Annotated in this window: 24 protein-coding genes and 1 other RNA gene; 18 read left to right on the forward strand and 7 right to left on the reverse strand. The window is 67.9% G+C overall.

Features of this window, described 5'->3' with window-relative positions:
* The first annotated feature begins 9 nt into the window (after window positions 1–9).
* The 3 genes from AB4059_RS10520 to AB4059_RS10530 are packed head-to-tail and all read left to right on the forward strand — an operon-like array spanning window position 10 to window position 2,348.
* A complete protein-coding gene (locus AB4059_RS10520; protein ID WP_498978853.1) occupies window positions 10–636 on the forward strand; it encodes a hypothetical protein in 627 nt (208 codons plus the stop codon).
* Window positions 637–675: 39 nt separating this feature from the next.
* Window positions 676–1,503 (forward strand): glycosyltransferase family 2 protein, encoded by an 828-nt coding sequence (locus AB4059_RS10525; RefSeq protein ID WP_498978854.1) that lies wholly within the window; start codon window positions 676–678, stop codon window positions 1,501–1,503.
* Complete coding sequence (locus AB4059_RS10530; protein WP_498978855.1) at window positions 1,500–2,348, forward strand: glycosyltransferase family 2 protein; 849 nt, start codon at window positions 1,500–1,502, stop codon at window positions 2,346–2,348. Before AB4059_RS10525 ends, AB4059_RS10530 begins: the two co-directional genes overlap by 4 nt.
* A 4-nt stretch (window positions 2,349–2,352) precedes the next feature.
* Here AB4059_RS10530 and AB4059_RS10535 read toward each other — a convergent pair whose 3' ends face one another.
* From AB4059_RS10535 to ettA, 3 genes are all read right to left on the reverse strand, one after another.
* Complete coding sequence (locus AB4059_RS10535; protein ID WP_498978856.1) at window positions 2,353–3,282, reverse strand: RICIN domain-containing protein; 930 nt, start codon at window positions 3,280–3,282, stop codon at window positions 2,353–2,355.
* Window positions 3,283–3,388: 106 nt separating this feature from the next.
* On the reverse strand, window positions 3,389–4,204 hold the full coding sequence (gene pyrF, locus AB4059_RS10540; protein ID WP_498978857.1) for an orotidine-5'-phosphate decarboxylase: 816 nt from the start codon (window positions 4,202–4,204) through the stop codon (window positions 3,389–3,391).
* 11 nt (window positions 4,205–4,215) lie between these two features.
* The gene (ettA, locus tag AB4059_RS10545; protein ID WP_498978858.1) at window positions 4,216–5,877 is read right to left on the reverse strand and encodes an energy-dependent translational throttle protein EttA; all 1,662 of its coding nucleotides are present in this window, start codon (window positions 5,875–5,877) and stop codon (window positions 4,216–4,218) included.
* Between the two features lie 147 nt (window positions 5,878–6,024).
* On the opposite strand from ettA, the gene glyA reads away from it, so the two are divergent.
* From glyA to thiL, 11 genes are all read left to right on the forward strand, one after another.
* Complete coding sequence (gene glyA / locus AB4059_RS10550) at window positions 6,025–7,275, forward strand: serine hydroxymethyltransferase (protein ID WP_498978859.1); 1,251 nt, start codon at window positions 6,025–6,027, stop codon at window positions 7,273–7,275.
* Between the two features lie 77 nt (window positions 7,276–7,352).
* On the forward strand, window positions 7,353–7,760 hold the full coding sequence (locus tag AB4059_RS10555) for a four helix bundle protein (RefSeq protein WP_498978860.1): 408 nt from the start codon (window positions 7,353–7,355) through the stop codon (window positions 7,758–7,760).
* Window positions 7,760–8,278, forward strand: coding sequence for a transcriptional regulator NrdR (gene nrdR / locus AB4059_RS10560; RefSeq protein ID WP_498978861.1), 519 nt, complete (start codon window positions 7,760–7,762; stop codon window positions 8,276–8,278). Before AB4059_RS10555 ends, nrdR begins: the two co-directional genes overlap by 1 nt.
* Complete coding sequence (locus AB4059_RS10565) at window positions 8,275–8,691, forward strand: hypothetical protein (RefSeq protein WP_498978862.1); 417 nt, start codon at window positions 8,275–8,277, stop codon at window positions 8,689–8,691. The genes nrdR and AB4059_RS10565 overlap by 4 nt, the downstream gene beginning before the upstream one ends.
* Window positions 8,688–9,803 carry a bifunctional diaminohydroxyphosphoribosylaminopyrimidine deaminase/5-amino-6-(5-phosphoribosylamino)uracil reductase RibD gene (ribD, locus tag AB4059_RS10570; RefSeq protein WP_498978863.1) on the forward strand — a complete coding sequence of 372 codons (1,116 nt, stop codon included), beginning with the start codon at window positions 8,688–8,690 and terminating at the stop codon, window positions 9,801–9,803. The genes AB4059_RS10565 and ribD overlap by 4 nt, the downstream gene beginning before the upstream one ends.
* Window positions 9,800–10,555, forward strand: coding sequence for a class I SAM-dependent methyltransferase (locus tag AB4059_RS10575; RefSeq protein WP_498978864.1), 756 nt, complete (start codon window positions 9,800–9,802; stop codon window positions 10,553–10,555). Before ribD ends, AB4059_RS10575 begins: the two co-directional genes overlap by 4 nt.
* The gene (locus tag AB4059_RS10580) at window positions 10,555–11,169 is read left to right on the forward strand and encodes a riboflavin synthase (protein WP_498978865.1); all 615 of its coding nucleotides are present in this window, start codon (window positions 10,555–10,557) and stop codon (window positions 11,167–11,169) included. Before AB4059_RS10575 ends, AB4059_RS10580 begins: the two co-directional genes overlap by 1 nt.
* Window positions 11,166–12,272, forward strand: a complete 1,107-nt coding sequence (gene ribB, locus AB4059_RS10585) for a 3,4-dihydroxy-2-butanone-4-phosphate synthase (protein WP_498978866.1) — start codon at window positions 11,166–11,168, stop codon at window positions 12,270–12,272. Before AB4059_RS10580 ends, ribB begins: the two co-directional genes overlap by 4 nt.
* Window positions 12,273–12,312: 40 nt before the next feature.
* Window positions 12,313–12,780, forward strand: coding sequence for a 6,7-dimethyl-8-ribityllumazine synthase (gene ribH, locus AB4059_RS10590; RefSeq protein WP_498978867.1), 468 nt, complete (start codon window positions 12,313–12,315; stop codon window positions 12,778–12,780).
* Window positions 12,777–13,232, forward strand: a complete 456-nt coding sequence (nusB, locus tag AB4059_RS10595; RefSeq protein ID WP_498978868.1) for a transcription antitermination factor NusB — start codon at window positions 12,777–12,779, stop codon at window positions 13,230–13,232. The genes ribH and nusB overlap by 4 nt, the downstream gene beginning before the upstream one ends.
* A complete protein-coding gene (gene thiL, locus AB4059_RS10600) occupies window positions 13,229–14,188 on the forward strand; it encodes a thiamine-phosphate kinase (RefSeq protein ID WP_498978869.1) in 960 nt (319 codons plus the stop codon). The genes nusB and thiL overlap by 4 nt, the downstream gene beginning before the upstream one ends.
* On the opposite strand, the gene AB4059_RS10605 is transcribed toward thiL, so the two are convergent.
* The 3 genes from AB4059_RS10605 to AB4059_RS10615 all read right to left on the reverse strand — a co-directional run bounded on the left by AB4059_RS10605 (window position 14,189) and on the right by AB4059_RS10615 (window position 16,861).
* Entirely contained in the window at window positions 14,189–15,001 is an 813-nt protein-coding gene (locus AB4059_RS10605) for an SGNH/GDSL hydrolase family protein (RefSeq protein WP_498978870.1), read from the reverse strand.
* An 80-nt stretch (window positions 15,002–15,081) separates the two neighbouring features.
* The gene (locus AB4059_RS10610) at window positions 15,082–15,465 is read right to left on the reverse strand and encodes a YraN family protein (protein WP_498978871.1); all 384 of its coding nucleotides are present in this window, start codon (window positions 15,463–15,465) and stop codon (window positions 15,082–15,084) included.
* Window positions 15,449–16,861 carry a penicillin-binding protein activator gene (locus AB4059_RS10615; RefSeq protein WP_498978872.1) on the reverse strand — a complete coding sequence of 471 codons (1,413 nt, stop codon included), beginning with the start codon at window positions 16,859–16,861 and terminating at the stop codon, window positions 15,449–15,451. Before AB4059_RS10615 ends, AB4059_RS10610 begins: the two co-directional genes overlap by 17 nt.
* Window positions 16,862–16,980: 119 nt before the next feature.
* On the opposite strand from AB4059_RS10615, the gene rsmI reads away from it, so the two are divergent.
* Complete coding sequence (gene rsmI, locus AB4059_RS10620) at window positions 16,981–17,811, forward strand: 16S rRNA (cytidine(1402)-2'-O)-methyltransferase (RefSeq protein WP_498978873.1); 831 nt, start codon at window positions 16,981–16,983, stop codon at window positions 17,809–17,811.
* Between the two features lie 37 nt (window positions 17,812–17,848).
* Here rsmI and rnpB read toward each other — a convergent pair.
* An RNA gene (rnpB, locus tag AB4059_RS10625) (RNase P RNA component class A) lies at window positions 17,849–18,198 on the reverse strand.
* 286 nt (window positions 18,199–18,484) lie between these two features.
* Here rnpB and mraZ point away from each other — a divergent pair.
* Genes mraZ through ftsL form a run of 3 tightly spaced genes read left to right on the forward strand, consistent with a single transcriptional unit; the run spans window position 18,485 to window position 20,141 of the window.
* Window positions 18,485–18,931 (forward strand): division/cell wall cluster transcriptional repressor MraZ, encoded by a 447-nt coding sequence (gene mraZ, locus AB4059_RS10630; RefSeq protein ID WP_498963614.1) that lies wholly within the window; start codon window positions 18,485–18,487, stop codon window positions 18,929–18,931.
* Window positions 18,919–19,875 (forward strand): 16S rRNA (cytosine(1402)-N(4))-methyltransferase RsmH, encoded by a 957-nt coding sequence (gene rsmH / locus AB4059_RS10635; RefSeq protein WP_498979062.1) that lies wholly within the window; start codon window positions 18,919–18,921, stop codon window positions 19,873–19,875. The genes mraZ and rsmH overlap by 13 nt, the downstream gene beginning before the upstream one ends.
* Window positions 19,875–20,141: a cell division protein FtsL gene (ftsL, locus tag AB4059_RS10640; protein ID WP_498963612.1), complete on the forward strand. Its 267-nt coding sequence runs from the start codon at window positions 19,875–19,877 to the stop codon at window positions 20,139–20,141. Before rsmH ends, ftsL begins: the two co-directional genes overlap by 1 nt.
* Window positions 20,142–20,146: the final 5 nt, after the last annotated feature.

Consider the following 20,146-nt stretch of genomic DNA (forward strand, 5'->3'; position numbering starts at 1 on the left):
GGAGGCACGATGCACCATCGACTCGCACTTCTCGTCGCGCTGGCCGCGGCGGCGGCACCGTTGACGGTTGCCGCACAGGTCTCGAACGGTAACTTCTCGAGTGGCTTCGCATCCTGGACGGTCGGAGATGCGGTGTATGCGCAAGGCGCCGCAACCTGTTCGACTGCGGCGTACACCGAAACGACCAAGAACACGGGCAGCAAGGGCACGGCGCCGGCATCGGGCACCGTTGCGCAAGTCACGCCGTTCATCATCTATGCGCCGGGCGCGTGGTCGTTGTGCCGCCAGGTCGAGCAGATGGTCTACGTGCCCATGGGCAAACAACTGAAGTTCTCCGCCAAGCTCGGCAACGGCATCTATGGATCGCAGTACCAGATCGAATCCGTCAGCCTCGCGGTGCACGTCGTCGAAGGCACGCAGGACACCATGCTGTTTTCACAGACCGGGCGGAACGTCGTGTGCGGATATGGGGAGGCTCCATGTCCCATCTACCGCTCGCACGTAGTCGACATGTCGCCCTATTGGGGAAAGACCGTAAGATTGGTCTTCAGGGGCAACACCGGAGTCAGGAATGGCCAACTTGGCGGCATCAGCGAGCCCAGCTATGCCTTCGTGGATGACGTCCGGCTCGAATGACGTTTGTTGCGCCGCCGCGAGGCGGCGCTTTTCCTGACCATGGCGCCCATCGTCGTCCTGCCCGTATCGGTCGACGATGGCGCGCTCGATGCGTGCCTGGCCGCCATCGATGCCGGGACGCAGCCGGGGACGCGGGTGTGGCTTGCCGACGACGCACGCGCCGGTCCGCGCGAACACGCCATCATCCAGGCCTGGCTGGCGCGGACGCCGATGGAAGCCCACTACACGCGCCGGCAGCGCATGGTCGGCGACGTCGCGCACCTGGACGAAGTGCTCAATGCCTGCGGCGATTCGGATGTCGTCGTCCTCGCGCCCGATGCGCAACCCGCGCCCGGGTGGCTCACGCAATTGACCGCCTGTTTCGCGCGCGATTCGTCGATCGCCACCGCAACGCCCTGGAGCAACGCCGGTGAAGTCGCCGCGTGGCCGCGGGTCGGCGAGATCGCGCCGCTGCCCGCCGACCTCGAACGCATCGCGCGTGCCTGTGCCGCGATGGCGCCCACGCATCCGGAATTGCCGGCTGCGGTCGGCCACGCCGTGTTGTTGCGCGGTCGCGCGCGGCAACGCGCGGGCGGGCTCGACGCGGCGAGTTACGCGTCGTGGATGGCCGCCCTGATCGACCTGTCGCTGCGCCTGTCGGGCCTGGGCTGGCGCAACGCGCTGTGCGAAACCGCGTTCGTCGCGCGCCCGGGCGAAGGCTTTCCCTTCGATGGCGACATGGATGCGCTCGCCGCGCGCTGGCCGGCCTGGCACTCGCGCCTGGCGCAGTTCCTGATGAACGATCCCTTGCGCCACGTGCGCGAGGAACTCACCGCGACGCTGTCCACCGTCGGGCCGCCGGCGCCGCAGCGGGAGTTGTTCGCATGACCGACGGCCCCATCGCGGTGGTTGTCGTCGCGCACGAAAGCGCGGACACGCTCGAGGATTGCCTCTTGCGGCTGCGCAACGCGCGCGAGGTCGGGCAGGTCCGCATCATCGACAACGGCTCGGGCGACGGCACCTTGCAGATCATGCAACGCCACGCCGCCGCGGACCCGCGCGTGCGTTTCGTCGCCAATCCCGACAACCCGGGCTTCGCGACGGCCTGCAACCAGGGCGCTTCCGAATGCGACGCGCCATGGCTCGCCTTCGTCAATCCCGATTGCCTGGTCGAACCGGACACGTTGCAGCGTTTGCGCGAAGCCGCCGAAGACCTCGGTGGCGCGGCCATCGTCGGCGCCGACCAGGTCGATGCCAATGGCGTGCGCGATGCCGCGGCGCGCCGGCGCGACCCGGATTTCGCGGCGATGCTGCATTCGCCGTCGAACGCGAACCTCGGCGTGCCGATGGACGCGGACGAGCCCTTGCAGCGCGTCGATGCGATCTCCGGTGCGTTGATGCTGCTGCCGCGCGTCTTGTTCGATCGCTTGCAGGGGTTCGACACGCAGTATCGGTTGCACGCCGAAGATCTCGATCTGTGTCGCCGCGCCCGTGCGCTCGGCGCCACGGTGGCGGTCGCCAACGACGTGCAGGTCGTGCACGTGCGCGGGGTGTCGTCGCGTGCGCGGCCGGTCTTTGTCGAATGGCACAAGCACCGCGGCCTGTGGCGGTATTTCCGCAAGTTCGAAGCGCTGCAGCGATCGACGCTGCAACGCCTCGGGGTGTTCGCGCTCATCTGGGCACGCTTCCCCTTCGCGACGGCGCGCGCCCTGTGGCGCGCGCTCGCCGGTTGACGGCTCAGTACTTCACGAACTGCCACTTCGCGTTGTCGGAGGCATCGCACGCCCACGCAGTCACCGTTTCGCCTTCCGGAACGACGCTGCCGCGACGCGCGTGGAGGCATTGCCCGGTGCCGACGTTCTGCACCTGCCAGAACGCCCGCATCTCGCCGATCGGCGCCGGCGATTCGAAACCCGCTTCGACGATGCGCCATTGGCTGTTCAAGCCGGCGATGCAGGTGTCGTAAACGACCGCGCTGCCACCGTCCATCAGGCACGTGCCGTCGACGGGGCCGTCGAAGCGGAAGGTCGTGGCCGCGGCATCGACCGGAACGAAGCGCAGGTTGCTGCGACCGTTGTTGCTGCACGCCACCGACACGGGAAACTCGTCGAGGCTCATGCATTGACCGTCGATGTCCGAACGCATTGCGAGCGCACCGCTCGGCACGCGTGCGCCCTGGCGACTGACCATCCACGTCGGGCCCTGGCCCAAGCCGAAGCTGCACGTCGTCTGCGCCGCGACACCCAACGAGAAGTCCAGGCACATGCCGGTCTGCTGGCTGCGGATCATCGCGTTGCCCGGGTTGCCTTCCGAGTGATTCACGTCCCAGCGTTGCGACAGCGCGCCGTCGCAGGTGAAGGCTTCAACCATGTCGCCGGGCGCCGAACCGGGTTCGGCATTCAGGCAGCCCTGCGACTTCACGTTGCGGATCTGGTAACCGCCCTGCACGGCGGGTTCGAACTGGAACATCTGCCCGTGGCCCACCGTGAGGCATTGGGCCTGCATCACCTTGAAGCCGTAGTCGGGCGGGTCGGGGATGTGCAGGCAGGCATTCGCGTCGGGCCCGTCGAACATCGCCAGCTGCACCGGCACGTCGGTGGGCGGTGCATCGGCGAAGGCGGGCAGGGCGGCGCAACACAGGGACAGCGCAAGCAATGAACGGATCATCGGAACCTCCTCTCCTGAAGGAAGTCCAGCGTTGCGCACCGACCTGCGTTGCGTCGCTCAGCGCACGGCGCGACATTCGCGCGCCGATTCGCTCACCAAGCCGGAATCAGCCGCGCGCGGCGTTGATTGTGTCTCGCAGCTCGCGTGCAGCGCGCCCTGCGGCGTCAGCGAAATCGGCGCCGGACGAGGCGTAGAGGATCGCGCGCGAGGAACTGACCAGCAGCCCGGTGCCGTCCTGCGTCGATGCATTGCGCACGACCGCTTCGGCATCGCCGCCTTGCGCACCCACGCCCGGCACGAGGATCGGCATCTCACCGATGATGGCGCGCACTTCGCGCAGTTGTTCGGGCCACGTGGCGCCCACGACGAGGGCGCAATTGCCGTTCGTGTTCCACTCGTTGGCGACTTTCTCGGCGACGTGCTGGTACAGCGGGCGGCCATCGACGATCAGGTCCTGCAGGTCGCCCGCGCCGGGATTCGAGGTGCGGCACAGGATGACCACGCCGCGGTCGGCGCGATCGAGGAAGGGCTGCACCGAATCGCGCCCGAGATAGGGATTGGCGGTGACCGCATCGGCGGCGTAGCGATCGAAGGCTTCGCGCGCGTACTGCTGCGCCGTGCTGCCGATGTCGCCGCGCTTGGCGTCGAGGATCACCGGAATGCCGGGATGCCGCGCATGGATGTGCGCGATGAGGCGATGTAGCGCATCTTCCGCGCCGAGCGCAGCGAAGTGCGCGATCTGCGGCTTGAACGCGCAGGCGTAGTCCGCCGTCGCATCGACGATGTCGCGGCAGAAGGCGAAGACCGCGTCGTCGTCGTGCGCGAACGACGCGGGGAACTTCGCCGGCTCCGGATCGAGCCCCACGCAGACGAGGGAGTTGCTGGACGACCAACGATCCTTCAGCGCCTGCATGAACTGCATCGATCGCTCCTTTACTTGAGGGCCTTGAAACGCAGGCGGTGCGGCTTCGCGCCTTCTTCGCCGAGGCGACGCTTCTTGTCTTCTTCGTACTCGCGGTAGTTGCCCTGGAAGAACTCCACGTGCGAGTCGCCTTCGAAGGCGAGGATGTGCGTGGCGATGCGGTCCAGGAACCAGCGGTCGTGCGAGATGACGAAGGTGTTGCCGGGGAATTCGAGCAACGCGTCTTCCAGCGCGCGGAGCGTTTCGACGTCGAGATCGTTGGACGGTTCGTCGAGCAGCAGCACGTTGCCGCCCTGCAGCAGCGTCTTGGCCAGGTGCAAACGGCCGCGCTCACCGCCGGACAGCGCGCCGACCATCTTCTGCTGGTCCTGGCCCTTGAAGTTGAAGCGGCCGATGTAGGCGCGCGACTGGATCTCGATGCCGTTGATGTTGAGGATGTCCGCGCCGCCGGAGACTTCCTGGAAGACGTTGTGGTTGCCTTCCAGCTTGTCGCGGCTCTGGTCGACGTAGGCCAGCTTGACGGTGGAACCCATCTCGATCGAACCGCTATCTGGCGTTTCCTGGCCGATGATCATGCGGAACAGCGTCGACTTGCCGGCGCCGTTGGGGCCGATGATGCCGACGATCGCGCCGGCGGGGACCATGAAGCTGAGGTCGTCGATCAGCAGGCGCTCTCCGAAACGCTTGGAGACGTTTTTGAACTCCAGCACCTTCGCGCCGAGGCGTTCGCCCGGCGGGATGAAGATTTCATTGGTTTCCTGGCGGCGCTGGTAGTCGACCGACTGCAGTTCCTCGATGCGCTGCAAGCGCGCCTTGCCCTTCGAACGGCCGCCCTTGGCGTTCTGGCGGGCCCACTCGAGTTCCTTCTGGATCGCCTTCTGGCGCGCCTTTTCGCCCGACTCTTCCTGCTTCAGGCGCTCGTCCTTCTGGATGAGCCACTGCGTGTAGTTGCCCTTCCACGGGATGCCGCGGCCGCGATCGAGTTCGAGGATCCACTCGGCGGCGTTGTCGAGGAAGTAGCGGTCGTGGGTGACGGCCACCACGGTGCCCGGGAAGCGGGCGAGGAATTGCTCCAGCCACTCGACCGACTCGGCGTCCAGGTGGTTGGTCGGTTCGTCGAGCAGCAGCATGTCCGGCTTCTGCAGGAGCAGGCGGCACAGCGCGACGCGGCGCTTCTCGCCACCGGAGAGCTTGCCGACGATGGCCTCCCACGGCGGCAGGCGCAGCGCGTCGGCGGCGACTTCGAGCTGGTTTTCCAGGGTGTGGGCGTCGCCGGCGGCCAGGATCGACTCCAGGCGCTGCTGCTCGGCGGCGAGCTTGTCGAAGTCCGCGCCTTCCTCGGCGTAGGCCTCGTAGATGCGGTCGAGCGCGGCCTGGGCCTGCAGCACCTCGCCGACGCCTTCTTCCACGGCCTCGCGCACGGTCATGGCCGGGTCCAGCTGCGGTTCCTGCGCCAGGTAGCCGACCTTGATGCCCGGCTGCGGGCGGGCTTCGCCGCTGAAGTCGGTGTCCACGCCGGCCATGATCTTCAGGACGGTCGACTTGCCGGCGCCGTTGAGGCCCAGCAGGCCGATCTTGGCGCCCGGGAAGAAGGACAGCGAGATGTCCTTGATGATCTGGCGCTTCGGCGGCACCGTCTTGGAGACGCCGTTCATGGTGTAGATGTATTGCATCGATGCTCCGCAGGCGGGCGCGGGCGAGCTGCCGGAGAGCAGGGCCGCGAGGGGTATTCGGGATCGCGGGATTATAGGGGACGCCGGCCGCCGGGGCGCCCCGAAACGCTAAACTTGCCGCCTTTCCCCACGCCTCCGGACCGCCGAATGTTCCCTCGCGACGCCCGCATCGAAGGTTTCGACCCCGAACTGTCAGCCGCCATCGCCGGCGAGAACCGCCGCCAGGAAGACCACGTCGAGCTGATCGCGTCGGAAAACTACGCCAGCCCGCGCGTGATGGAAGCGCAGGGCAGCCAGCTGACCAACAAATACGCCGAGGGCTATCCCGGCAAGCGCTATTACGGCGGCTGCGAATACGTCGACGTCGCCGAGCGCCTGGCGATCGAACGGTGCAAGCAGCTGTTCGGCGCCGACTACGCGAACGTGCAGCCGCATTCGGGTTCGCAGGCCAACCAGGCCGTGTACCTGGCCTTGCTGAATCCGGGCGACACGATCCTCGGCATGTCGCTCGCCCACGGCGGCCACCTCACGCATGGCGCGAAGGTGAACATCAGCGGCAAGCTCTTCAACGCCGTGCAGTACGGCGTGGACGAGAAGGGCCTGATCGATTACGCCGAAGTCGAGCGCCTGGCGCTGGAACACAAGCCGAAGATGATCGTCGCCGGCTTCAGCGCGTACTCGCAGGTCGTGGACTGGGCGAAGTTCCGCGCCATCGCCGACAAGGTCGGCGCCTACCTGTTCGTCGACATGGCGCACGTCGCCGGCCTCGTCGCCGCCGGCGTGTACCCCAACCCCGTGCCGCACGCGCACGTGGTGACCTCCACCACGCACAAGACGCTGCGCGGCCCGCGCGGCGGCATCATCGTGGCCAAGGCGAACGAAGAACTCGAAAAGAAGCTGCAATCCATCGTGTTCCCCGGCATCCAGGGCGGCCCGCTGATGCACGTGATCGCGGCGAAGGCCGTGGCCTTCAAGGAAGCGCTGGAGCCGGAATTCAAGACCTACCAGCAGCAGGTCGTGAAGAACGCGCAGGCGATGGCGAAGACCATCATCAAGCGCGGCTACAAGATCGTCTCCGGCGGCACGGAAAACCACCTGATGCTCGTCGACATGATCGGCAAGGGCATCACCGGCAAGGACGCCGAAGCCGCGCTCGGCAAGGCGCACATCACCGTGAACAAGAACGCGGTGCCCAACGATCCGGAAAAGCCCTTCGTCACTTCGGGCCTGCGTTTGGGCACGCCGGCGGTGACCACGCGCGGTTACAACGAAGCCGAATGCGTCGCGCTGGCCAACTGGATCTGCGACGTGCTCGATGCGCCGAACGATGCGGACGTGATCAAGCGCGTGCGCGATGAAGTGACGAAGCAGTGCAAGGCATTCCCGGTGTACGGCTGAAAAGCAGGGAATAGGGATCAGGGAATAGGGAATAGTTGATACGAAGGAGTTCCAGGGCTTCGTCCAGGGAGGGGCGAATGGATTTCAGGGATTTGCGGGTATGGGATGAAGCGATGGAGTTGGCCGAGCAGGTGTATGCGGTGACGAGCACGTTTCCCAACGAAGAGCGGTTCGGGCTGACTGCGCAACTGCGGAGGTCCGCCGTGTCCGTTCCGTCGTGCATCGCCGAGGGTAACGGGCGTGAAGGGCTGCGAGATTATTTGCGCTTCCTGTCGATGGCGCGAGGGTCACTTTCCGAGCTCCACACGCAGGTGATGCTGTCGTCGCGCTTGGGCTTCATCGCGCTGGCCGCTGCCGCACAACTGGAACACCAGATCCTGAAGAACGGCAAGCTCCTCCAATCCCTGAGAAAGTCGCTTCGCGAAAAGATGATGCGCACCAACAATTCCCCATTCCCCATTCCCCATTCCCCAAAGACGCCCTGATGCATTGCCCCTTCTGCCAGCACGTCGACACCCGCGTCATCGATTCGCGCGTGTCCGAAGACGGCGCCACCATCCGGCGGCGCCGTGAGTGCGAGGCGTGCGGGGAGCGGTTTTCGACGCTGGAAACCATCGAACTGAAGTTGCCGTTGATCATCAAGGGCGATGGCCGGCGCGAAGCGTTCGACGCGCGCAAGTTGCGCCTCGGCTTCGATCGCGCGCTGCAGAAGCGCCCGGTGTCCGAGGAACAGATCGAAGCCTCGGTGCGCGCGGTGGTGCATCAACTGCGCATGACGACCGAGCGCGAACTCGCATCGCGCCGCGTCGGCGAATTCGTGATGGCCGAACTGCGCAAGCTCGACCACGTCGGTTATGTGCGCTTCGCATCGGTCTATCGCTCCTTCGAGGACGTCGCCGATTTCCGCGAGGAGCTCGACCGCCTCGAACGCGAGTTGCCGCCGGGCGAGGGGCAGTTGCCCCTGCTGGAAGGCGAGCCGGGCGAGAAGGCGCGGCGCCGGTGAACGCACTGCGCGCCCTGCTCATCGCCGTCGCGCTGGCCTGGGCGCCGGGGGCAATCGCGCAGGATGCAACGCAGCATGCCGCGCCTGCGACGCAAGCCGCGCTCGCGGGTGATTACCATCTCGACGGCGTGATGGAGACCGGTTCGGGCCTGCGGTTGAAAGCCGACGGCACGTTCGAATGGTTCTTCACCTACGGTGCGCTCGACCTGGCCGCACGCGGCAAGTGGTCGCGCGCGGGCGACGGCATCGACCTGGTCGTTGCCGAAATGGGTTTTCCGCCGCAAATGCCCGAAACCAAATTCGACCGCATGCACCTGCGCATCGACGACGGCGAGCTCGTGCCGTCGTGGCCGTGGGACATGGATGACTTCCGCAAGAACCAGGAACGCGGCGCTTACGTGCGCGAAGAATGATGTCGCAACCGCAACAGGCCTACACCGCCACCGACCACGCCATGATGGCCCGCGCGCTGCGCCTGGCCGAGAAGGGCGCGTACACGACCAAACCCAATCCGATGGTCGGCTGCGTGATCGCGCAGGGCGATCAAGTCGTCGGCACCGGCTGGCATGAGCGCAAGGGCGGGCCGCACGCGGAAGTCTTCGCGTTGCAGGCCGCCGGCGAACGCGCGCGGGGCGCGACGGCCTACGTCACGCTCGAACCGTGTTCGCACGTCGGCAGCACCGGGCCTTGCGCCGATGCGCTGATCGCCGCCGGCGTGACGCGCGTGGTGGGTGCGATGCGCGATCCTTTCCCGGAAGTCGACGGCAGTGGTTTCGAAAAATTGCGCGCCGCCGGCATCCAGGTCGACATCGGCCTGATGGAAGCGCAGGCGCGCCAGCTCAACAAGGGATTTCTCTCGCGCATCGAACGCGGGCGCCCGTGGGTGCGCGTGAAGCTCGCGACGAGCCTGGATGGCCGCAGTGCGCTGGCCTCCGGCGATTCGAAGTGGATTTCCGGCGAAGCCGCGCGGCGCGACGTGCAGAAGTGGCGCGCACGCGCCGGCGCGATCCTCACCGGCGCGGGCACCGTGCTGATCGACGATCCGCATCTCACCGTGCGCCTGGGCGACGACACCCCGTTCGTGCCGCCGCTGCGCGTGGTGCTCGATCCGGGCCTGGCGACCGTGCAACGCGGCCATGTGCGCGAGGGTGGTGCGCCGACCTTGTACATCCACGCCCCCGATGCGCGCATGCCGCGCGGCGTGGAAGCCGATCACGTCGCGGTGCCGGTCGAAGCCGGGCGCATGGACATCGCCGCCGTGCTCAAGCTGCTCGCCGAGCGCGGGATCAACGAAGTGCAGGTCGAAGCGGGCGCCACGCTCGCCGGCGCCTTCCTCACCTCGGGCCTGGTGGACGAATTGTTGTTGTATGTCGCGCCGGTGATGCTGGGCGAACGCGCGCGGCCGCTGTTCGACAACCTGCACATCGACGAGATGACCGAACGCCTGAACATGCATGTCGCCGAAACGCGCCGCATCGGCGAGGACATCCGTGTCTTCGTGCATCCGGGCCGCGCGCCGCAATGAACGACAGTTTCAAGGATCACTTTTCCGCCGTCGCCGCGCAGTACGCGCAGGCGCGGCCGGACTATCCGCCGCAGTTGTACGGCTGGATCGAATCGATCGTGATGGTCCATGGCCTGGCGTGGGAGCCGGGGTGCGGCAGCGGCCAGGCGACGCGCGATCTGGCGCCGATGTTCGACCGCGTGCATGCCACTGATCCGAGCGCCGCGCAGATCGCGCAGGCGCATGGGCCTTCGAATGTCACCTTTCGCGTCGAGCCCGGCGAAGCGACGACGCTCGGCGACGGAACGGCCGACGCGGTGTGCGTCGCGCAGGCGTTGCACTGGTTCGACCAGTCGACGTTCTTCGCCGAATGCGCGCGCGTACTCAAGCCCGGCGGCGTGCTGCTGGCGTGGGGCTACCAGGACATGATCGCGCCGGTCGAACTGGATGCGGCCTTGCAGCCTTTCCGCGACGCCATCGAACCGTATTGGCCGCCGGAACGTCGCCTGATCGACGAGGCCTACCGCGATTTCGCGTTTCCGTTCGACTGGATCGAACCGCCCGTGTTCGAACTGCGTGCACAGTGGAACCTCGCGCGCATGCTGGGGTACTTCGCCAGTTATTCGGCGACCAAGCGTTACATCGATGCCAATGGGTCGGACCCGGTCGCGGCGCACGCCGACGCGATCGCGCAAGCCTGGGGCGACCCGGACATGATCCGCGTGCTGCGCTGGCCGATGTTCGTGCACGCGCGTCGGAAGTTGGAGGACTGATGTTCACCGGATTGATCGCCGGCGTGGGCCGGCTGGCTTCGCGCGAGATGCGCGGTGGTGACGCGCGCTTGCGCATCGACGTCGGCACCCTGCCGTGGGGCAAGGACGCCGATGTGCGCATGGGCGAAAGCATTTCCGTCAACGGGGCTTGCCTGACGGTGGTCGCATTCGACGACACGGGCTTCGAAGCCGATGCCTCGAACGAAACGCTCGCATTGACCACGCTCGGTGATCTGCCGATCGGCCGCGCGCTGAACCTCGAACGCGCGATGTTGCCGACCGACCGCCTTGGCGGCCATCTGGTCAGCGGACACGTCGATGGCGTGGGCACGGTCGCGCACACCTGGGACGACGGGCGCGCGCAACGCTGGGTGTTCGCGGCGCCTGCGTCGCTGCGCCGGTACATCGCGGCGAAGGGCTCGATCTGCGTCGACGGCGTGAGCCTCACGGTCAATGCCGTCGACGATGCCGGTTTCGAAGTCGCATTGGTGCCGCACACGATCGCGCACACGGCCTTCGGCGAGACGAAGGCGGGCGATGCAGTGAACCTGGAAGTGGACATGCTCGCGCGTTACGTCGAGCGCTTGATGAAAGAACGAGACAACCACGCATGAGCTTCGCCACCATCCCCGAACTGCTGGACGAACTGCGCGCCGGCCGCATGGTCGTCATCGTCGACGACGAAGACCGCGAGAACGAAGGCGACCTGATCATGGCCGCCGAAGTCGTGCGGCCCGGCGACATCAACTTCATGGTCACGCACGCGCGCGGCCTGGTGTGCCTGTCGCTGACGCGCGAGCGGTGCCGCCAACTCGGCCTGCCGCCGATGGTGCGCGACAACACCTCACCGCACGGGACCAACTTCACCGTGTCGATCGAAGCGGCCGAAGGCGTGACGACGGGCATTTCCGCGTACGACCGCGCGCACACGATCCGCACGGCGGTGAAACCCGACGCCAAGCAGGACGATCTCTCGCAGCCCGGCCACATCTTCCCGCTGCAGGCGCAACCCGGCGGCGTGCTCAGCCGCGCCGGGCACACCGAGGCGGCGAGCGACCTGGCGCAGCTCGCCGGTTTCGAACCGGCGGGCGTGCTGGTGGAAATCCTCAATCCCGACGGCAGCATGGCGCGTCGCCCGGAGCTGGAAGTCTTCGCGCGCGAGCATGGTTTGAAGATCGGTTCGATCGAAGACCTCATCCGTTATCGCCTCACCACCGAACACACCATCGAGCGCGTCGACCGGCGCGAGATCGACACCGAGCATGGTCCCTTCACGCTCCACACGTATCGCGATCGCGTGAGTCGCGCGCTGCACTTCGCGCTGTTGCGCGGCGATGCGGACGCGAGCGTGCCCACGCTGGTGCGCGTGCATGCGCTCAATCCGCTGGCCGACGCCGTGCATTGGCGCCGCCCGGATTTCGGGCCGGCCGTGGGCGACGTCCTGCAGGCGATAGCCGCCGAAGGCCGCGGTGCGCTCGTCCTGCTGGGCGAGGCCCCGGACGCCGAGGCGGTGCTGGCCCGCATCCGCGAGCAGCCGCCTGCGCCGCAGGACCGCGCGGGCGCGCTCGCCGAGTGGCGCCGCACCGGCGCCGGTTCGCAGATCCTGGCCGACCTCGGCCTGGGCAAGCTCCGCGTCCTGGGCACGCCGCGCAAGCAGGTGGGCCTGGCGGGCTTCGGCCTGGAGGTCGTGGCGCATGTCGAATGGCCCGCGCGCTAAACTGCGCGCCCCCCGCGGCCCCGCCACCGACGCCCCCCTCATGAAGTTCATCGAAGGCGACCTGCGCGCCGCACCCGGCGCCCGCTTCGCCATCCTCGCCGCCCGCTGGAACCCGCGCATCACCGATGCGCTGGTCGAAGGCGCGCGCAAGGCCTTCCTGGACAACGGCGTGCCGGCCGAGTCGCTCGATTTCGTGCGCGTGCCCGGCGCGTGGGAACTGCCGGTCGCCGCCGCGAAACTGGGCGCCGCCGGCAAGCACGTGGCGATCGTCGCGCTGGGTTGCGTCGTGCGCGGCGACACGCGGCATTACGAACACGTCGCCGATGGTTGCGCCGAGGGTCTGATGCGCGTGTCGCTCGACTATCGCGTGCCCGTTCTCAACGGCGTGCTCGCAGTGGAAATGTTCCAGGACGCCGAAGCGCGCGCCGGCGGCAGCCACGGCAACAAGGGCGAAGAAGCGGCGCTGGCCGCCATCGAAATGCACAACCTGCTGGAGAAGCTGCCTTGAACCGACGCCGCGACGGCATCGACCCGGTCCACCGTTCGCGCGCGCGGCGCCGCGCGCTGCAGGCGCTGTATGCCTGGCAGATGTCGGGCGGCACGGCCCAGCAGATCATCGCGCAGTTCGCGCACGAGCAGGCGCACGAGATCGCCGACCTGGTGTATTTCGAAGACCTCGTCACCGGCGTGATGAAGAACGTGCGCGAACTCGATGCGGCCCTGCAGCCGTTCCTGGATCGCACCGTCGAGGAAGTCGACCCGATCGAACGCGCCGCGCTGCGCATCGCCGCGTACGAACTTCGCCATCGCGTCGACGTGCCGTATCGCGTGGTGCTCAACGAAGCGATCGACACCACCAAGCGCTTCGGCTCCGAGCACGGCCACACCTTCGTCAATGGTGTGCTCGACCATGCAGCCGCCGCGTGGCGCACGGCGGAGTTCGACGCCTCGCGCAAGTGAGCAACGAGTTCGACCTGATCGAACGCATCCGCCGCCGCGCGACGACGACGCGCGAGGACGTGCTGCTGGGCATCGGCGACGATGCCGCGCTGCTCGAAGTGCCCGCGGGCCACGCATTGGTGGTGGCCACCGACACGCTCAATGCGGGCGTTCACTTTCCCGTCGAAACACCGCCCGCCGACATCGGCTGGAAGGCGTTGGCGGTGAACCTGTCCGATCTCGCCGCGATGGGCGCCACGCCCGCGTGGTGCACCTTGTCCCTGTCCTTGCCGGATGCCGACGCGGCCTGGCTCGATGCCTTCCTCGAAGGCTTCATGCGTCTTGCGGTCCTCCATGACGTGGCGCTGGTCGGTGGCGATACGACGCGCGGGCCCTTGTCGATTTCCGCGACCGTGCACGGCTTCGTCGACCCCGCGCGCGCATTGCGTCGCGCCGCGGCGCGCGAAGGCGACCTGGTGTGGGTGAGCGGCACGCTCGGCGATGCCGCCGCCGCGCTGGAACAGTGGCGCGCAGGTGCATTGATCGATCCGGGCTTGCGCGAGCGCCTGGATCGACCGACGCCGCGCGTAGCGTTGGGGCGTGCGTTGGGCGGAATCGCGCGCGCGTGCATCGACGTGTCCGATGGGTTGCTCGCGGATCTGGCGCACGTGTGCGCGGCGAGCGGCGTGAGTGCGCAGGTGGATGTCGATGCCTTGCCGGCGTCCGACGTGTTGTGCGCGGAATTCGGCGGCGACGCGCGGCGCCATCTGCAATCGGCGGGCGGCGACGATTACGAGTTGTGTTTCACCGCGCCGGCGGCAGTGCGCGAGGCGGTGGAGACGGCTGCACGCAACGCGGACGTCTGCATCACGGCGATCGGGCGCATCGTGCCGCGAACGGCGGGCCCGGTGGTCGTGCGCGATGCGCAGGGCGCGGAATGGATGCCGGGCACCACGGGCTGGCGCCACTTCGCCTGATCATTTCGCGGCGGCGATCACCGTCGACATCGCGTCGGCTTTCACCACGGTCTTCTTCGGCGCGCCCTTGAGCTGCGCTTGCGATTCCATCGGTGCGTCGGGCGTGACCGCCGCATTCGCCGGCAACAGCGCGAACGCCAGCGTGACATCGGCCGGCACCGGCCACGCACCCACGATGGCGTGGTGGAGTTGCGTCGCCATCACGAGCGTGGCGATCAGGCTGGGATGCAGGCCGTCGGGGAAGGTCGATGGCGTTCCGTTGCGATGCGCCAATACCCGCAACGCCGTACCCGCCGGGACCACGGTTGCGTCGATCCGCGCTGCGATCTGCTTCGCCGCGCGGTCGAGTTTCGTTTGCCATGCATCGTCGGGGCCCCAGGTCGCGAGTATGTAGACCTGCGTGCCCGTCGCCTTCGCACGCGCGGCGAATTCGCGATGCGCGTGTTCGCTCGCGCGGCATTGCGCGGAGCTGCGTTGCTCGCTGTCGACCATGCACGCGAGCACGCCGCCGCGCTCCTGCAGCACCAATGCGTCCCAGTGCCCGGCGCCGAGCGCGGCGGCGGCCTTGCCGTCGCGCCAGCGATCGGCGAGCGAGCCACCGGGGGCGACGAAGGTCTGCGTTTCGATCATCACCGGCGTGGGCTGCGATGCGGCGATCGCGCGCAGGGTCGACGGCAGATCGTTGACGTAGGTGAGGCTGTTGCCGATGAACAGGACGCGCAAGGTGCGCGGTGCAGCCGCTTGCGCATTCGCGACGCCCGACAGCGCGAGCAATACGAGCGCAAGGACGGTGTGGCGGGCAACGAACGACATGGCCACCTCGCGGGGCAGGGTGCGTGCATCGCAACGCCGGGGGCGGCCAGCGTCAAGTGCGCTTCGGCAGGCCGATGGCCTCAGGCCGTGAAGGCGGCGCGGATCCAGCGCAGGTCGGGCGCGTCGGGATCGCCGCTCGCGTCCACGACGTCGAAGCGACATGGCGATTGCGACAGCGCCGGGTTTCGCAACAGGAAGACTTGCGCGGCGCGCACCAGCTTGCGCCGCTTGCCCGCATCCACGGACGCCGCACCGCCGCCGTAACCGACGTGCGCGCGATAGCGCACTTCGACGAACACGACGCTCGCGCCATCGCGCAGCACGAGGTCGATTTCACCGACCTTGCTCGCGGCGTTGCGCGCGAGCAAGCGCAATCCCTGGCCTTGGAGATACGCGAGCGCGGCGGCCTCGACGGCGGCGCCGCGCGCGCGGCGATCGAGGGTCGCCTCAGGGCGCGGGCGCATCCGCGAGCGGGACTTGCGAGCCGCCGCGGAACGTCGACCACGTCGGCGTGTGCAGGATGTTGCCGACCGGATCCAGGCGCAGCGTGCCGGTCGCACCCTGCACCACGCCGTTGGGATCCAGCGCGAGCTTTTCCAGGTACGCCGTGATCAACCAAGCGTCGTACCCGAAAGCGAACAGGCGCGCCGCAGGACCGCGCGCGGTCTTCAGTTGCGATGCGACGCCCGCCGCGGAGGGCAGGCCGGAAATGCCGCGCACCGTCCACGGTTCGGTGGGATAGACGATGCCGTCGAGCACCAAGTCGTCGGCAGGCTTGCCCGTTCCCGATGCCAATGCGGACGTCGCCACCAGCGGTTTTTCGCCCAGGCCGGTGGAGCGCAGCAAGGGCGCGACCGCGCGCGCTTCGGATGCGCGCGTGGCGAGGAAAACCGCGTCGACCTGCCCGGCCTTCTGCACGGAGGCCTGCAGGCGCGCGAGCAACGACGCGGCATCGCCGCCCATGTCGAGTGTTTCGACCACGGTGCCGCCGCGCTCGGCCAATGCGTCGCGCATGGCGGACACCGCACGATGCATGCCTTCGTCGACGCCCGCGATCACGAGCACGCGCCTGGCGTTGTGCGCACGCAGGAATTCGGCGGCGGCGATGCCGTCGTCTTCAGGCGAGAGCGAGAAGCTCGCGTTGCCGGCCGGCGGCGGGATCGACGCACGGTTGAGCGCAAGCATCGGCACGGTTGCCCCTGCATCGCGGAACACCGCATTGACCTCATCGCGACCGAGCGGACCGACCACGAAGTCGTTCCCTTCGGCGACCGCCTTCTGGTACGCGGCCACCGCGCCGCCCGGCGTACCGGCGGTGTCGTAGAACGCGACTTCGGGGCGACGCCGCGATTCGCCGTAGTAACCGGTAAGGAAGCCATCGCGCACCGGCGCCGCGGCCGGCGCCAGGCTGCCCGACAGGGGCAGCAGCACGGCGAGCTTCACGGGCGGGCGATAGCCATCGCGTTCGGCGGGCGGGCGCGCGCCCGCGTCGAATTTCCACGCACCGCGATCGAAAGGCCGCGGCAGCGGCAGCCCGCGACGCTGCAAGGCGTGGCCGGCCTGGGGATACAGCGCGTCGCCGGCGGGCAGGGCTGCGGCGTCGGCGGAAAGCGTGGCATCGTCGAGGCCGGCGAGCAGCTTCTCGATCGCGCGGTCGTTCTCCGTGCGTTGCGCCGCGGGAAGCGTGGCGGCGTTGCGCGCCAGGTCGCGCGCCTGCGCGAAGGCCGGCGAAAACACATGGCCGGCGGTTTCGGGCCCGGAGACCTTCACGGTCGCGCAACCGGCCATGCCGATCGCGAGCACACCCAGCAGCACGGCACGCAGCGGCACGTCACGCAGCCAATGGGCCCGGGTCAACATCCTGTTCCAACGCATCGATACCTCGGCCGCGGGCGCGGCGTGGGGGGAAGCGGCTAGGATTCTACCCGCCCGCCCGTCGATGCCATCGTCGACGTGCGCATTTCGCCGAAGGGTTCCCGATGTCCTCCCCAGTTCGACCCGGCACGCTGTACGTGATTGCGACGCCCATCGGCAATCTGCGCGATCTCTCGCCGCGCGCGCTCGACACTCTGCGCAACGTCTCGGCGATCTGCGCCGAAGACACGCGCCACACGCGCCAATTGCTCGCGCACTACGGGCTGGAACGGCCGTTGGTGGCGCTGCATGAACACAACGAGGAACAACTGGCCGACAAGCTCGTCGCGCGATTGCAGGCCGGGGAATCGCTGGGCCTGGTGTCCGATGCGGGGACGCCCTTGGTCAGCGACCCGGGCTTTCGCCTCGTGCGCGCCGCGCGCGCGGCGGGGATGGCGGTGAGCCCGGTGCCGGGCGCGTGCGCCTTCGTCGCCGCACTGAGCGTGGCGGGATTGCCGAGCGATCGCCTCGTATTCGAAGGCTTCCTGCCCGCGAAGGGCAACGCGCGCCGTGAACGCCTCGCGCCGCTCGCCTCGGAAACGCGCACGCTCGCGTTCTACGAATCGGCGCACCGCATCGAGGAAACGCTGGCCGACATGGCGGCGATCTTCGGCGCGCAACGCCGCGCGGTCATCGCGCGCGAGCTCACCAAGCTGTTCGAAACGGTCCTGGACGGCACGCTGGAGGACCTGCAGGCGCGCGTGGCCGCCGATGCGAACCAGCGCAAGGGCGAGTTCGTGGTCCTGGTGGAAGGTGCGGGGGAAGACGAGGATGCGCGCCTCATCGAAGGCCGCCGCCTGTACGCGAAACTCGGCGAGCATCTCCCGCCGTCGACTGCGGCGAAACTCGCGGCCGAATTGAGCGGCGCCCCCCGCAAGGCCTTGTACGGCAGTTGATCGCCCACCAAAAAGCCCGCATGCGCGGGCTCTTTGGTGGCGGAGCCGGCCGATAAGCCGGGTTCTGTCGTGGACAACCATTCCTCTGGACGCACCGTCGCCGATGCGCCTCAAGCAGCCTACCCGGACCCGACGCGGGCAACGTCATGAGGTCCCTATTTGGCCTTGCTCCCGGTGGGGTTTGCCGTGCCGGTCCGTTACCGGACTCGCGGTGCGCTCTTACCGCACCATTTCACCCTTGCCTGATCCCCGGAGGGCCATCGGCGGTTTCTTTCTGCTGCACTTTCCGTCGGCTCGCGCCGCCCAGGCGTTACCTGGCACCGTGCCCTGTGGAGCCCGGACTTTCCTCGGCGCGCTTGCGCGCGACGCGGTTGCCTGGCCGACTCCGCCGCCGGGGATTGTGTCAGAAGCGGCGCCCGGCGGGTGGGGGCGGGTCCGGGGGCGGGAGGGGCCAAATCTCAAAATTTGAGACGGATCAGCGCTTAGTGGATAACTCTTGATCCAGACTCTGAAGTTCGCTGCAAGCCATTGATGGCAAAAGCGAAATCTTGTCCCCAAGCCTGTTGACAACCCTGTGGGCGGGGCCTAACGTGGCGACTCGTGGGGATTCCGGGAAATCCGTGGAGACCCATCCTAACGAGCCCGCGGCAGACGGGCAAAACCGGGCAGGGCGATGTTCCAGGGTGAGACCGCCATCACAATCGACGACAAAGGCCGGCTGGCCATTCCGACCAGCTACCGGGATGTCGTCGCGCGCGAATGCGGGAACCGCCTGGTCGTCACTTACAGCCCCTTCGATGCGGGTTGCCTTTACATCTACCCGATGCCGGCCTGGGAACGCGTCCGCGACCAGGTCAATGCCTTGCCGCGCACGAAGAGCGTCAGCCGCAACCTGCAGCTGAAGCTGGTCGGCGCGGCCACCTTCGTCGAACCCGACGCCAGCGGACGCATCTCGCTGCCCGCGAGCCATCGCAACGCAACCGGCCTGGAAAAGAAGGCCGTGCTGCTGGGCATGGGCGACAAATTCGAACTGTGGAGCGAGCAGTCGCACCTGGCGCAGATCCGGCAGACCTTGTCGGACGACGACCTGGGCGACGGGTTGCTGGAATTGCAGTTGTGACCGGCGGTGGCGCGGATGCCCGGTCCGCCCACCTTCCGGTCTTGTTCGCGCAGGTCATGGAAGGCCTGCGTGTGCGCAGCGACGGACGTTACTTCGATGGCACTTTCGGCCGCGGCGGCCACGCCGCCGGCGTGTTGGAACGGTTGGGCGCAGGAGGGCGCTTGCTGCTGATGGACAAGGATCCCGAGGCGATCGCCGAGGCCGGCCGCAAGTTCGGCACGGATGCGCGCGTCGCGATCCGTCGCGGCAGCTTCGCCGACCTCGCGCACTGGGACCTGGTCCGCGAAGGCCTCGATGGCGTGTTGCTCGACCTCGGCGTCTCCTCGCCGCAGCTGGATGTCGCCGAACGCGGCTTCTCCTTCGCGAAGGACGGCCCGCTCGACATGCGCATGGATCCGGATTCGGGCGAAAGCGCCGCGCAGTGGCTCGCGCGCGCCGACGACCGCGAAATCGCCGACGTGCTGTTCACCTACGGGGAAGAACGCCAATCGCGCCGCATCGCGCGCGCGATCGTCGCGCGCCGCGCAACGCAACCGCTGGAGCGCACCGCGCAACTGGCCGAACTCATCGCCTCGGTCATGCCGCGCGGCGACTCCAAGATCCATCCGGCCACGCGTTCCTTCCAGGCCATCCGCATCTTCATCAACCGCGAACTGGCCGATCTGGAAACCGGCCTGGACGCGGCGCTGGCCTGCCTTAATCCCGGCGGGCGGCTGGCGGTGATTTCCTTCCATTCGCTGGAAGATCGCATCGTCAAGCAGTTCATCGCGCGCCACGCGAAGGCGCCGCCGACCAACCGCCGCATGCCGGTGGTGCCCGACTTCGTGCCCACGCTGCGCATGATCGGCGATGCGACCAAGGCCGACACCGCCGAGCTCGCCGCCAATCCCCGTGCGCGCAGCGCCGTGTTGCGCGTCGCCGAAAAACTCGGGGAGGCCGCGTGATGTTCCTGCGCAGCCTGATGTTCCTCCTGGTCGCGGCGAACGTCGCCTCCGCCATCGGCGTGGTGTACGCACGCCACGAACACCGCCAGTTGTTCGTCGCCTTCAAGCGCCTGGAGCGCCAGCGCGACGAGCTCAACATCGATTTCGGTCGCCTGCAGCTGGAACAGGCGACCTGGGCCGAAGCCAATCGCATCGACCAGGTCGCCCGCAACAAGCTGGGCATGGCCTTCCCGTCGGCCGAAGAAACCGTGGTGGTGCGCCCATGAGGCCG

The organism is Lysobacter sp. 2RAF19 (assembly GCF_052115395.1).
GTDB lineage: Bacteria > Pseudomonadota > Gammaproteobacteria > Xanthomonadales > Xanthomonadaceae > Noviluteimonas.